A 12896-nucleotide genomic window follows, 5' to 3' on the forward strand; every position below is an offset into this window, starting at 1 on the left:
CATAACTTTTCTCATATAGAATGCATTTTATCAATCAAAAATATACTCCATTTTATAAATGCTGGCACCATCTTTCAGCTTAGCATTTTCCATTTCCTAAGTTCTTCATTTTCTGACTTGTATCTGAGAAAATTCTTGATAGGATGAAATGGAAAACTCAGTTTAAATGTTCTGATACAACGACTGTTCTTGATGCCAATATTTTTCGATATACGAAATGTAGCCTCTAGTTTTCTTTTTAAAAACAAAAAGAGCTAGCCAAAGCTAACTCTTACCCTATGCGGAGAGAGGGACTTGAACCCTCACGACCTAAAGCGGTCACAGGATCCTTAGTCCTGCGCGTCTGCCAATTCCGCCATCCCCGCGTCGATTACTTTACTAGTATATCAACTTTCAAAATCTTTGTCAACACTTTTTTCAGATTTTTTTCATTTTTCCAACCGGCTTATAGTTCAATTTCAGCAAGGTTTTCATCCAGTAATTTTGCTCCCAGAGTGTTCTTAAAATGCCCAAGAGCAAACTGATGATTTTCTGGCCAAATAGAGGCAACTGCAGGCTTGACAATCTCGATTTGATAACCTAAATTATAGGCATCAATCGCCGTATGAAGGACGCAAATGTCAGTCAATACACCGGTCAAAATGACCGTATCAACCCGACGTTCTCGCAAACGGATATCTAAGTCCGTTCCTGAAAAAGCTGAATAGTGACGTTTGTCCATCCAAAAGACGCGACTATCCGCCTCATGCTCAGCATAAAAGTCGGCTAGGGAGCCATAAAGGTTACGCCCACTAGTTCCGATGATATTGTGTGGTGGAAAGAGCTTACTTTCTGGGTGGAATGTATCCTTCTCTTCATGAGCATCAATGGTGAAAAAGACATAGTCTCCACGATCAAAAGCTAATCTGGTTGCCTGATCAATGGCTTTTGATATTGCTTGAGCAGGTGCTCCGGCAGTTAGCTTTCCATGGTCTGCTACGAAATCCTCTGTATAGTCAATCGAGATTAAAGCTTTTGCCATTAGTAATCCCTCTTTTTCACTTCCTCAAAAATATCACCAATTAGAACTTTGAGATAAGTCCCCTTCATTCCTAATGAGCGACTCTCAATAATTCCCGCTGACTCCAGTTTACGAAGCGCATTGACGATCACTGAGCGTGTAATGCCAATACGGTCTGCAATAACTGATGCAGTCAGCTGCCCTTCATTTCCATCCAATTCAGCTAAAATAGCTGATACAGCACGAAGTTCTGAATAGGAAAGGGTGTTGACCGCCATAGTAACAGCCGTACGACGGCGAATATTTTTCTCGTCCTCTTCACGTTGGAAGTTCAATAGTTGAATTCCCACAACCGTGCTCGCAATCTCGACAAGAATCAAATCTTCATCTTCAAATTTCTTGTCATTGCGCCAAATAATCAACGAACCTAGGCGAATCCCTGACACATGAATCGGAGCAATGGTCGTCAAACCATCTGGGAAGTCCGCACGGCTCTCCACAGGGAAAATGGTCAAATCATGTTCAACAGGAAGATTAGCTTCCGTGTCATAAATCATGTTTGCCCCTTGAACATAGTCATCTGGGAAAATCTTGGTTTGGAAGAACTGTTCTACACGGTCATTATTGGTCTTATAACGCATAAAGTAGCCCAAGAGACGTCCCTTGTTATTCACAATACAAGCGTTACAATCAATAATATCTGCTAACTGGCGTGTAATCGCATTGTAAGGAAGTTCATCTTGAAGTTGCTCCTCAGAGCGCTTTAAAATAGACGTGATTTTTCTTGTTTTTTCTAATAAATGTGCCATTTTTTACCTCGCATATAATCGCTTCCATTATAACATAGAAAAGTCTTTATTTCAATAATTATCTGAAAATTGCTTATTTAATTGCAATTTTGAACAGCAAAAATATTTTAGAAAAAAAGCGATTTTTTTATTGACATCCTATTTTGTTTTTGATATCATAACATTACAAGAAGATGATATGATAAATCCCTTTCCGTTTCACCTATCCTTTACTATCACCATCTTCTTTTACTATCGGTCTCCTTATATATAAAAGCGATTCACAATGTGAATCGCTTTTTTCTATTTGTCTCCTTTGTTTCGAATAACAAAGCCGGTTTTCTTTTCGCTTGAAGTGTTGCGAGGTTTTTTATTGTCTTTGTTACGGTAACGTCTGTCTTTATCAAAACGATCGTTTCCGCGGTTGCCTTTCTTGAAGTCATCACGGCGACCATTGCCACGGCGATCACGATCTCGACGGTCGTCCCCACGACGGCCTCCACGACCTCCCTTACCTTTGCCGCCAAAGCCATTACCTGATGGTTTAAATGGCAGTGGTTTTTCACGCGCAATCTCCACTTCAGGAAGGCTATCTGGATCTTGGACTGTCAGACTCAAGATATACATTGCCAGTTCTTCTGGACTAAATTCGGCAACTAACTTACGAGCATCTTTAGCAAATTTCTCAAAGTTCCCACGAATGGTTTCATCTGCGAAGTCTCGTTCGATTTTCTTAAGAGCCACTTGTTTTTTAGCTTGGAAAGCTTCTTCTGCACTAGCTGGTTTGAGACCCTTCATGCGTTTCTTGGTCAAATTTTCAATGATTTGCAGATAACCCATTTCATTTGGAGCTACGAAAGTAATAGACTGACCTGACTTACCAGCACGACCTGTACGGCCGATACGGTGAACATAACTTTCAGGATCTTGTGGAATATCGTAGTTGTAGACATGGGTTACACCTGAGATATCCAAACCACGTGCTGCCACGTCTGTCGCAACTAGAACATCAAGATTGCCATTTTTAAAATCACGAAGGACGCGAAGACGTTTGTTTTGGTCTAAGTCGCCATGAATTCCTTCAGCACGGAAACCACGGATTTTAAGTCCACGAGTCAATTCATCCACACGACGTTTGGTACGACCAAATACGATAGCAAGTTCTGGTTGTTCCACATCCATGAGACGCGTCATAGTATCAAATTTTTCTTGTTCCTTAACACGGATATAGTACTGGTCAACCAGCTCTGTTGTCAATTCCTTGGCAGCAATCTTGACATGCTCAGGATCTTTCATAAATTGAACACCAATACGTTTGATAGCGTCTGGCATGGTTGCTGAAAAGAGCAAGGTTTGACGATTTTCAGGGACACGGGAAATGATGGCTTCAATGTCTTCAAGGAAGCCCATGTTGAGCATTTCATCCGCTTCATCAAGGATCAGAGTTTCAATATCTTGTAATTTCAAGGCCTTGCGTTTAATCAAGTCCAAGAGACGGCCTGGTGTTCCTACCACGATGTGAGCACCAGATTTAAGAGCTTTGATTTGTTTTTCAATGCTGGAACCACCGTAAACTGAGCGAACTTTCACTCCTTTGCTACGGCCAAAGCGGAAGAGTTCCTCTTGACTTTGGACAGCGAGTTCACGAGTTGGAGCGATAACCAAGGCTTGGATGGTCGCTTCTTCTGTACGGATTTTTTCAAGGGTTGGCAAGCCAAAGGCTGCAGTCTTCCCTGTACCAGTCTGAGCTTGACCGATAACGTCTTTTCCTTCGAGAGCCAAGGGAATGGTCTGTTCTTGGATGGGACTGGCTTCTACAAATCCAGCTTTTTCAATCTCTGCTAGCAATTCAGCAGACAAGTTAAATTCATTAAATTTCACGTTTTTCTTCTTTCTAAAGGTGGTGCGAAGCCACCCTATAGGGCTTTAGTGTATACTTTTCTTTTCATGACGTATCTTCTTCAAAACGAGATACCGTGTTGCTTCTTTTCCACGAAAGAAAAGTACTGGTTTCTTTGCAACCTATCTAGTATAACACAAGAGAGGGGCAAAAGATAGTAGAATCCTTTAGGAAAATCATGTAAACGATTTTCTAACAGTAAAGTGGCCTGAAACTTGTTTTTCAAAGGATTTGAAGGGAGCATTTCAAGCTCACTCCATTTCCCGTAGCAGATTTGTGCAAAAAGTGTTTTCTTATGCTAGAATGAAAATCGAATAGGAGGACTATAGATGTTAACATATGATTTGATCGTTATTGGATTTGGTAAAGCTGGTAAAACACTGGCTGGTAAATTAGCTTCAGCTGGTAAAAAAGTTGCTCTCGTGGAACGAAGCAAAGCTATGTACGGTGGCACTTGTATCAACATTGGTTGTATCCCAACTAAAACTTTGCTAGTTGCTGCTGAGAAAGACTTGTCTTTTGAAGAAGTCATTGCTACCAAAAACACCGTCACTGGTCGCCTCAATGGTAAAAACTATGCTACTGTTGCGGGAACAGGTGTGGATATCTTTGATGCAGAAGCTCACTTCCTTTCAAACAAAGTCATCGAAATCCAAGCTGGTGATAACAAACAAGAACTGACTGCCGAAACCATTGTTATCAACACGGGTGCTGTTTCAAACGTCTTGCCAATCCCTGGACTTGCTACAAGTAAGAATGTCTTTGACTCGACAGGTATCCAAAACTTGGACAAATTGCCTGAAAAACTTGGAGTCCTTGGTGGTGGAAACATCGGTCTTGAATTTGCTGGCCTTTACAACAAACTCGGCAGCAAGGTAACAGTCCTAGATGCCATGGATACTTTCCTACCTCGTGCCGAACCTTCCATCGCAGCTCTTGCTAAACAATACATGGAAGAAGATGGAATTGAATTGCTTCAAAACATCCGTACAACTGAAATCAAAAACGACGGTGACCAAGTTCTTGTCGTAACTGAAAAGGAAACCTACCGTTTCGACGCCCTTCTCTACGCAACTGGACGTAAACCAAACGTAGAACCACTTCACCTTGAAAATACAGATATTGAACTAACTGAACGTGGCGCTATTAAAGTAGACAAACATTGTCAAACAAACGTTCCTGGTGTCTTTGCAGTCGGAGACGTCAACGGTGGACCTCAATTCACCTACATTTCACTTGATGACTTCCGCGTTGTCTACAGCTACCTTTCTGGAGATGGCAGCTACACACTTGAAAACCGTCTCAATGTACCAAACACCATGTTCATCACACCTGCACTTTCACAAGTTGGTTTGACTGAAAGCCAAGCAGCTGATCTGAAACTTCCATACGCTGTGAAGGAAATCCCTGTTGCTGCCATGCCTCGTGGTCACGTAAATGGAGATCTTCGCGGAGCCTTCAAAGCTGTTGTCAATACTGAAACAAAAGAAATTATTGGTGCAACTATCTTCTCAGAAGGTTCTCAAGAAATCATCAACATCATCACTGTTGCGATGGACAACAAGATTCCTTACACTTACTTCACAAAACAAATCTTCACTCACCCAACCTTGGCTGAGAACTTGAATGACTTATTTGCGATTTAAGTTGAGACTACATCGTATCTAACAGCCCTCATCGGGCTGTTTTTGTTTCTGCGAAATCTCAAATCTGTCTTTTCCCTCTTTTATGATATAATAGAAACATGAAATTAAAAACTACTTTGGGCCTCCTAGCTGGGCGTACATCTCACTTCATCTTGAGCCGTCTTGGCCGTGGAAGTACGCTCCCAGGAAAACTCGCCCTTCAATTTGATAAAGATATTTTACAACATCTAGCTAAGAACTACGAGATTGTCGTGGTCACTGGAACCAATGGAAAAACCCTGACAACTGCCCTCACTGTCGGCATTTTAAAAGAAGTTTATGGTCAAGTTCTGACCAATCCTAGTGGTGCCAACATGATCACAGGGATTGCAACAACCTTCTTGACTGCCAAATCGTCTAAAACTGGGAAAAACATTGCCGTCCTCGAAATCGACGAAGCCAGTCTATCTCGTATCTGTGACTATATCCAGCCTAGCCTTTTTGTCATCACTAACATTTTCCGTGACCAGATGGACCGCTACGGTGAGATTTACACAACTTATAAGATGATTTTAGATGCCATCCGTAAGGTGCCTACGGCTACTGTTCTCCTCAATGGTGACAGTCCGCTTTTCTACAAGCCAGCTATTCCAAATCCTGTTCAGTATTTTGGTTTTGACTTGGAAAAAGGGCCAGCCCAACTGGCTCACTACAATACCGAAGGTATTCTCTGCCCTGACTGTCAAGGCATCCTCAAATATGAGCACAATACCTATGCTAACTTGGGGGCCTATATCTGTGAAAATTGTGGTTGCAAACGTCCTGACTTGGACTACCGTCTGACCGACTTGGTTGAATTGACTAACAATCGCTCTCGTTTTGTCATTGACGGACAAGAATACGGAATCCAAATCGGTGGGCTCTACAATATCTACAATGCCCTTGCTGCGGTCGCTATTGCCCGTTTCCTCGGTGCCGATTCCCAACTCATCAAGCAGGGATTTGACAAAAGCCGTGCTGTCTTTGGACGCCAGGAAACCTTCCATATCGGTGATAAGGAATGCACCCTTGTCTTGATTAAAAATCCAGTCGGTGCAACCCAAGCTATCGAGATGATCAAACTAGCGCCTTATCCATTTAGTTTATCTGTTCTTCTTAATGCCAACTATGCTGATGGGATTGATACTAGCTGGATCTGGGATGCGGACTTTGAACAAATCACTGACATGGACATTCCTGAAATCAACGCTGGTGGTGTTCGTCATTCTGAAATCGCGCGTCGTCTACGAGTGACAGGCTATCCAGCTGAGAAAATCACTGAAACAAGCAATCTGGAACAAGTTCTCAAAACCATTGAGAACCAAGATTGTAAACATGCCTATATCCTGGCTACCTATACTGCTATGCTGGAATTCCGTGAACTGCTGGCTAGTCGTCAGATTGTTAGAAAGGAGATGAACTGATGGTTTATACTTCACTTTCCTCAAAAGCTGGCAACTACCCCTATCAGCTCAACATCGCCCACCTCTATGGAAACCTCATGAATACCTACGGGGACAATGGAAACATCCTCATGCTCAAGTATGTGGCTGAAAAACTGGGGGCACATGTGACGGTTGACATCGTTTCTCTCCATGATAACTTTGATGAAAATCACTATGATATTGCTTTTTTCGGCGGGGGTCAAGACTTTGAACAAAGTATCATTGCAGACGATCTACCTGCTAAAAAAGAGAGTATTGACAACTACATCCAAAATGACGGTGTGGTTCTCGCTATCTGCGGTGGTTTCCAACTATTGGGTCAATATTATATTGAAGCTTCAGGTAAACGCATCGAAGGGCTAGGGGTCATGGACCACTACACCCTCAACCAGACTAATAACCGCTTTATCGGTGACATCAAGATTCATAATGAAGAGTTCGATGAAACCTACTATGGATTTGAAAATCACCAGGGACGCACCTTCCTCTCAGATGACCAAAAACCGCTGGGACAGGTGGTCTATGGAAATGGAAACAACGAAGAAAAGATTGGCGAAGGGGTTCATTACAAGAATGTCTTTGGTTCTTACTTCCACGGACCTATCCTCTCTCGTAATGCCAATCTAGCTTATCGCCTAGTCACTACTGCTCTCAAGAAGAAATACGGTCAGGATATCCAACTCCCTTCCTACGAGGATATTCTCAGCCAAGAAATCGCTGAAGAATACAGCGACGTCAAAAGCAAGGCTGACTTTTCTTAAATTAATACTCAATGAAAATCAAAGAGCAAACTAGGAAGCTAGCCGCAGGTTGCTCAAAGCACCGCTTTGAGGTTGTAGATAAGACTGACGAAGTCAGTTACATATATCTACGGTAAGGCGACGCTGACGTGGTTTGAAGAGATTTTCGAAGAGTATAAGAAAAACTATATCAAAGAACTCCCCTATCATATCGGAGTTCTTTTTGCCTGTTCTTTTACCCTTCTTCCTTGCATTTTCTCTCTTTTTTTGCCAAAATAGAGGGGTAGAAAGAAGGTAGCATATGTCTAAATTACAACAAATCGTAACATATCTTGAATCAGAAAAACTAGACGTCGCTGTCGTATCTGACCCCGTCACTATTAATTACCTCACTGGCTTTTACAGTGATCCCCATGAACGCCAAATGTTCCTATTTGTCCTAGCGGATCAGGAACCTCTCCTCTTTGTCCCAGCTCTTGAAGTAGAACGTGCAAGTAGCACTGTTTCCTTCAAAGTTGTGGGCTATGTGGATTCTGAAAACCCATGGAAGAAAATCCAAAATGCCTTGCCACAGCTTGATTTCAAACGTGTAGCAGTCGAGTTTGACAATCTCATCTTGACCAAATACCATGGTCTGAAAATTGTCTTTGAAACTGCTGAGTTTGAAAACCTCACTCCTCGCATCCAACGCATGCGCCTCATCAAATCAGCTGATGAAGTGCAAAAAATGATGGTTGCAGGTATCTATGCTGATAAGGCTGTAAAAGTTGGTTTTGACAATATTTCTCTTGATAAGACTGAGACAGACATCATTGCCCAAATTGACTTTGCCTTAAAGCGTGAAGGCTATGAAATGAGTTTTGATACCATGGTTTTGACTGGTGATAATGCTACAAATCCGCACGGTATCCCAGCAGCAAACAAGGTCGAAAACAATGCCCTTCTCCTCTTTGACCTCGGTGTCATGGTTAATGGCTACGCATCAGATATGACCCGTACGGTCGCTGTCGGCAAACCAGACCAATTCAAGAAAGATATTTACAACTTGACCCTTGAAGCCCAACAAGCTGCCCTTGACTTTATCAAACCAGGTGTGACTGCACATGAAGTGGACCGCGCTGCCCGTGAAGTCATCGAAAAAGCTGGTTATGGAGAGTACTTCAACCACCGTCTCGGTCACGGTATCGGTATGGATGTCCACGAATTCCCTTCTATCATGGAAGGAAACGACATGGTCATCGAAGAAGGCATGTGCTTCTCTGTTGAACCTGGTATCTACATCCCTGGTAAAGTCGGTGTCCGCATCGAGGACTGTGGTGTTGTGACCAAGGATGGCTTTGACCTCTTTACAAGCACCAGCAAAGATTTGCTTTATTTTGATTAAACCTAGACAAGCAAAAAGTCAGCTATTGAAGCTGACTTTTTTATTTTATCTTCTTGACGCTCTGAAAGACTACAAATCCCACAACCATTCCCAAGGTGTTTTGTAGGAAGTTTGGAAGTATTTCTGGTAAGGCTGCTGACCAGCCATTCATTAGGGTTGAGCCCAGAGCGTAGCCACTTACCATGACGATAGTAGCTAAGACTAGGCCCAGCCATTGCCATTTGCCTTTAAAACCTGCAAAATAACCTTGCAAGCCATGATTTATCAAGCTAAAGAACATCCACTGTGGATAGCCTGATAGAAGGTCAATTAGGAATCCTGCTAGTCCTCCAACGACAGCTCCTTCTTTACTGCCAAAGTAAAAGGCAGTAAAGAAAATACCTGCATCCAAGAGAGTCAATATTCCTGTTGGCGTTCCAATTTTCAAGTAATAACCTAGGACTACTGAAAGGGCGGTTAGAAGGGATACAAGGGCGATTTTAGTTGTTTTTGTTTGCTTCATATTGTCTTACTCCATATTGATCTGCTTGTGCAATAGCACGGTAAACGAAAGCTTTAGAATTTTCTACTGCTGGTAAAAGTTCATCCCCTTTAACCAAGTGACTGGCGATACTTGAGGCAAAGGTACATCCTGCACCAGCATTTTGGCCTTGAATGACTGGGTTTTCTAGAACAGTGAAGGTTTGTCCATCATAAAAGATATCTACAGCCTTGTCCTGACTAAGGCGATTTCCTCCCTTGATAATGACTGCTGGCGCTCCTAAATCATGCAATTTCTGCGCTGCAGCTTTCATATCTTCCAATGTTTTAATTTCCTGACCAGCCAATAATTCTGCTTCAGGAAGATTTGGCGTAATCACACTGACATGAGGGAAAAAGCGAATCAACTCTTGACAGAGTTCACTGACAGCTACATCGTGCGTTTCCTTGCAGACCAAGACAGGATCCAATACCACAGGCACTCCAGGGCGTTTCTTGATAAAGTCCAAGGCCTTCTCAGCTACACTGACAGTAGGGAGAAGGCCAATCTTAATCCCTGCAAACTCGACATCATGTAAGCTATTCAACTCATGTTGGAAAATAGTATCATCCGTAGGGAAGACTTCAAAGCCCTTTTCGGTCAAGGCCGTCAAACAAGTGACAGCTACAAAGCCATGCAAGCCGTTTAAGGTATAGGTGGCCAAATCAGCTGACAAACCACCACCACTAAAAATATCATTCCCAGAAAGGGCTAAAATACGATTATTCTTCATAACGAATCTCCTTTAAATACAAGCCATTTGGTGCCGCCGTTGGACCTGCTAGCTGCCTGTCCTTCTTCTCCAAAATCAAGTCAATCTGCTCAACTGGCATTCGATTATTTCCGATTTTGAGCAGTGTCCCCACCATATTGCGAATCTGCTTATACAAGAAACCATTCCCTGAAAAGGTAAAGGTCAAAAACTGTCCTGTCTCATCAACACTAAGACTGGCTTCTGTAATGGTCCGAACCTTGTCCTCTACACTAGTCCCAGATGCTGTAAAACCGGTAAAATCGTGGGTTCCTTCTAATTTCTTGACAGCCTCCTGCATCCGCTCCACATCGAGGGGATAGGGAAAGTGAGTAGCATAGTGACGGCGCATCGGATTCTTAGGACGCCCCCTATCTACTATAAACTCATAGGTCTTGCTATGTTTTGCATAACGGCAATGAAAATCATCCGCCACAAGCTCAATTGAAATCACATCAATATCTTCTGGTGACTGGGTATCCAGAGCAAAACGGAGTTTTTCCTCATCCATCTGATAGGGCAGATCAAAATGAATGACCTGTCCCAGAGCATGGACCCCACTATCCGTCCTACCAGCACCGTGAACAGTGATGGCTTGCCCCTTATTGAGTCTCGTTAAGGTTTTCTCAATTTCCTCTTGAACGCTCCGCGCATGAGGCTGGCGCTGAAAACCAGCAAAGGCATAACCATCATAGGAAATGATTGCTTTATATCTTGTCATAACTTCTATTTTATCAGGAAATAAAAGTGTAAACAAGTTTAAAAACCGATAATTGTCTGGGTACAAAAGTCACAAAAAGAAAAACTTAGGAATCCTAAGCTCTCTTTTGAAGTAGGTACATAACAAAGATAGAGGTTACAATCAACCAAGATCCTAAGATGGCGAAGGCCAACGTCCCATTTTGTGTTAGTAAACCAATCGCACCTAGAACGAATGGAGTCGTGAAGGCTCCAAAACTACAGCCTAAAACCGCAAATGAGGTTGCTTGATTGAGGAGTTTAGCTGGAATTCTTTCAGAGACAAGTTGAAAGACCGTCGTCAAGGCTACACTGTAGGCAAAACCAGCTAGAACACTTCCTACTACCATCACCCCCAATGACGGAGACAAGGCAATCACAATCTGTCCCAATCCAAAGGTAATGCCAGACCAGAGGAGCAGTTTTTCCTTAAAGATAGAAATCAAAAAAGAAAAACTCACACCAGCCACAATCCCAATCAACTGCATGATACTAAGAACAAAACTCGATAACTGGGCATCCCCTAGCCCCCTTTCCACCATCAAACTTGGAATACGGATAGTAATAGCCGTATTGGTACAAACTACCACTGCTGCTTCTATAGCTAAGGTAAAAATCAATCCTTTCATTTCACGAGTTAAGCGGCTTGCTTCCTTCTCTTTTTTCTTGACTTCTTTCTTTTCTTTCCCATAAGGGACAAAAAGCAGATAAAGGGTCAGAACCAAAAATCCAGCACTATAGGCTAGGAAGGTAGCTGTCCAACCAAAGGCCAACAACTGGCCGACTGCCAAGGTAATGAGAGAAGCTCCAACAACCTCTGCAGAACCGCGTAGCCCTAACATCTGAATTCGCGTTTTTCCTTGATAGCGCTCACTGATAATGGAAATGGCCTTAGCATTGATCATCCCAACACCCAAACCAAAGAGAATCCGTGTTCCAAAGACAAAGGGATAGGCTTGATACCAGAAGGGAGCCGTCCCACTCAGTGATAAAATTAGCAATCCCAAACTAATCTGTAAGCGCTCAGGAAATATTTTTTCTAAAAAACCATTTAGTAATAACATAATCATGATTCCAAAGGATGGCAAGCTCGCTAAGAGCTCAATTTGTTCCTTAGGATAACCTTGATAGTAGTCAAACATGGCTGGTAGGGCACTTGAGATGGAAAAGGAGGTAATCAAAACGAGGGAGAGAGCCAAAATACTGACCCGTTCTAAAAATTGTTTCATGGATTTTCTTTCTGTATATTTCTCACTGTTGATCTTTTTAAAGGAAGATGGCAAGAAAAGAAGGAGCCCAATTGAACTAGAGACTCCGTCCTAACTTTCCTAATAGAAAGCCTATTTTCTCTTGATTTGCTTGATAAAGTAGAAGATAAATCCTGCAACCATATAGGCAACAAAAATGATCAAACACCATTTGATAACCACGTCCCAACCCTTGTTCACATTTAAAAAGAAATAAGGGAAGGGATTGTCCTTGGAATTCGGAATATTGAGCTTCAATACCAAGCCATTAAACAAGGCAAAAATCATATAAACCAAGGGCAAGATGGTCCACAAGACTGGATCCCAAATCTTGTATTGGCCCTGTTTATCAAAGAAGAGGGTGTCGGCTAAAAACCAGAGTGGAACGATATAGTGGCAAAGGAAATTTTCCACACGGTAAAAGTCTGTCGCGATCGGAGCAAGCATAAAATGGTAAATCACACAGGTAATCATGATACTCATGGTAACACCACCCTTGAGACGAAGCAAGGTCGGACTTTGCCAATTTTCACCTGAACGACTCATCACACGGAGCAGGTAACCCGTGAAAATCGTTACCAAAAGATTGGACAACACTGTGTAGTAAAGGAGCATACCAAAGCCACCGTGCTTGGTAATCTCCAAATAAACTCCTGTAAATGCCGCTAAGAACAAAAGAACACGACTATAAAAGATAAATTTGTAGTTCAGTTTCATGG

General features: G+C 42.4%; 12 protein-coding genes and 1 tRNA gene. 4 read left to right on the top strand and 9 right to left on the bottom strand.

Annotated elements, in window-relative coordinates:
* Positions 1-279: 279 nt before the first annotated feature.
* The 4 genes from SORDD15_RS04925 to SORDD15_RS04940 form a co-directional block, all read right to left on the bottom strand.
* A tRNA-Leu gene (locus SORDD15_RS04925) sits at positions 280-365 on the bottom strand.
* 80 nt (positions 366-445) lie between these two features.
* A complete protein-coding gene (locus tag SORDD15_RS04930; RefSeq protein WP_061414993.1) occupies positions 446-1021 on the bottom strand; it encodes a cysteine hydrolase family protein in 576 nt (191 codons plus the stop codon).
* Positions 1021-1809 carry a GTP-sensing pleiotropic transcriptional regulator CodY gene (gene codY / locus SORDD15_RS04935; protein ID WP_061414996.1) on the bottom strand — a complete coding sequence of 263 codons (789 nt, stop codon included), beginning with the start codon at positions 1807-1809 and terminating at the stop codon, positions 1021-1023. The genes SORDD15_RS04930 and codY overlap by 1 nt, the downstream gene beginning before the upstream one ends.
* A 282-nt stretch (positions 1810-2091) precedes the next feature.
* Positions 2092-3669, bottom strand: a complete 1578-nt coding sequence (locus tag SORDD15_RS04940; protein WP_061414999.1) for a degradosome RNA helicase CshA — start codon at positions 3667-3669, stop codon at positions 2092-2094.
* Positions 3670-4017: 348 nt separating this feature from the next.
* On the opposite strand from SORDD15_RS04940, the gene SORDD15_RS04950 reads away from it, so the two are divergent.
* The 4 genes from SORDD15_RS04950 to SORDD15_RS04965 all read left to right on the top strand — a co-directional run bounded on the left by SORDD15_RS04950 (position 4018) and on the right by SORDD15_RS04965 (position 8921).
* On the top strand, positions 4018-5334 hold the full coding sequence (locus tag SORDD15_RS04950) for an FAD-containing oxidoreductase (protein ID WP_061415005.1): 1317 nt from the start codon (positions 4018-4020) through the stop codon (positions 5332-5334).
* A gap of 98 nt (positions 5335-5432) precedes the next feature.
* Complete coding sequence (gene murT, locus SORDD15_RS04955) at positions 5433-6776, top strand: lipid II isoglutaminyl synthase subunit MurT (RefSeq protein WP_061415008.1); 1344 nt, start codon at positions 5433-5435, stop codon at positions 6774-6776.
* Positions 6776-7558, top strand: a complete 783-nt coding sequence (gatD, locus tag SORDD15_RS04960; RefSeq protein ID WP_061415011.1) for a lipid II isoglutaminyl synthase subunit GatD — start codon at positions 6776-6778, stop codon at positions 7556-7558. Before murT ends, gatD begins: the two co-directional genes overlap by 1 nt.
* A 280-nt stretch (positions 7559-7838) precedes the next feature.
* Positions 7839-8921: a M24 family metallopeptidase gene (locus SORDD15_RS04965; RefSeq protein WP_061415016.1), complete on the top strand. Its 1083-nt coding sequence runs from the start codon at positions 7839-7841 to the stop codon at positions 8919-8921.
* A 40-nt stretch (positions 8922-8961) separates the two neighbouring features.
* Here SORDD15_RS04965 and SORDD15_RS04970 read toward each other — a convergent pair whose 3' ends face one another.
* The 5 genes from SORDD15_RS04970 to SORDD15_RS04990 all read right to left on the bottom strand — a co-directional run bounded on the left by SORDD15_RS04970 (position 8962) and on the right by SORDD15_RS04990 (position 12894).
* Entirely contained in the window at positions 8962-9423 is a 462-nt protein-coding gene (locus SORDD15_RS04970; RefSeq protein ID WP_000814997.1) for an ECF transporter S component, read from the bottom strand.
* A complete protein-coding gene (locus tag SORDD15_RS04975) occupies positions 9401-10174 on the bottom strand; it encodes a bifunctional hydroxymethylpyrimidine kinase/phosphomethylpyrimidine kinase (RefSeq protein WP_061415019.1) in 774 nt (257 codons plus the stop codon). The genes SORDD15_RS04970 and SORDD15_RS04975 overlap by 23 nt, the downstream gene beginning before the upstream one ends.
* Positions 10164-10913: a tRNA pseudouridine(38-40) synthase TruA gene (truA, locus tag SORDD15_RS04980; protein ID WP_061415022.1), complete on the bottom strand. Its 750-nt coding sequence runs from the start codon at positions 10911-10913 to the stop codon at positions 10164-10166. Before truA ends, SORDD15_RS04975 begins: the two co-directional genes overlap by 11 nt.
* 94 nt (positions 10914-11007) lie before the next feature.
* On the bottom strand, positions 11008-12159 hold the full coding sequence (locus SORDD15_RS04985; RefSeq protein WP_061415025.1) for an MFS transporter: 1152 nt from the start codon (positions 12157-12159) through the stop codon (positions 11008-11010).
* Between the two features lie 111 nt (positions 12160-12270).
* Positions 12271-12894, bottom strand: coding sequence for a Pr6Pr family membrane protein (locus SORDD15_RS04990; RefSeq protein WP_061415029.1), 624 nt, complete (start codon positions 12892-12894; stop codon positions 12271-12273).
* Between the last annotated feature and the right edge of the window lie 2 nt (positions 12895-12896).

It is taken from the genome of Streptococcus oralis (assembly GCF_001578935.1).
Lineage (GTDB): Bacteria > Bacillota > Bacilli > Lactobacillales > Streptococcaceae > Streptococcus > Streptococcus oralis_R.

Coding starts and splice junctions, on each gene's coding strand:
- SORDD15_RS04965 (WP_061415016.1), top strand. CDS start 7,839: ATGTCTAAATTACAACAAATCGTAACATATCTTGAATCAGAAAAACTA.
- murT (WP_061415008.1), top strand. CDS start 5,433: ATGAAATTAAAAACTACTTTGGGCCTCCTAGCTGGGCGTACATCTCAC.
- SORDD15_RS04985 (WP_061415025.1), bottom strand. CDS start 12,159: ATGAAACAATTTTTAGAACGGGTCAGTATTTTGGCTCTCTCCCTCGTT.
- codY (WP_061414996.1), bottom strand. CDS start 1,809: ATGGCACATTTATTAGAAAAAACAAGAAAAATCACGTCTATTTTAAAG.
- gatD (WP_061415011.1), top strand. CDS start 6,776: ATGGTTTATACTTCACTTTCCTCAAAAGCTGGCAACTACCCCTATCAG.
- truA (WP_061415022.1), bottom strand. CDS start 10,913: ATGACAAGATATAAAGCAATCATTTCCTATGATGGTTATGCCTTTGCT.
- SORDD15_RS04990 (WP_061415029.1), bottom strand. CDS start 12,894: ATGAAACTGAACTACAAATTTATCTTTTATAGTCGTGTTCTTTTGTTC.
- SORDD15_RS04950 (WP_061415005.1), top strand. CDS start 4,018: ATGTTAACATATGATTTGATCGTTATTGGATTTGGTAAAGCTGGTAAA.
- SORDD15_RS04930 (WP_061414993.1), bottom strand. CDS start 1,021: ATGGCAAAAGCTTTAATCTCGATTGACTATACAGAGGATTTCGTAGCA.
- SORDD15_RS04975 (WP_061415019.1), bottom strand. CDS start 10,174: ATGAAGAATAATCGTATTTTAGCCCTTTCTGGGAATGATATTTTTAGT.
- SORDD15_RS04970 (WP_000814997.1), bottom strand. CDS start 9,423: ATGAAGCAAACAAAAACAACTAAAATCGCCCTTGTATCCCTTCTAACC.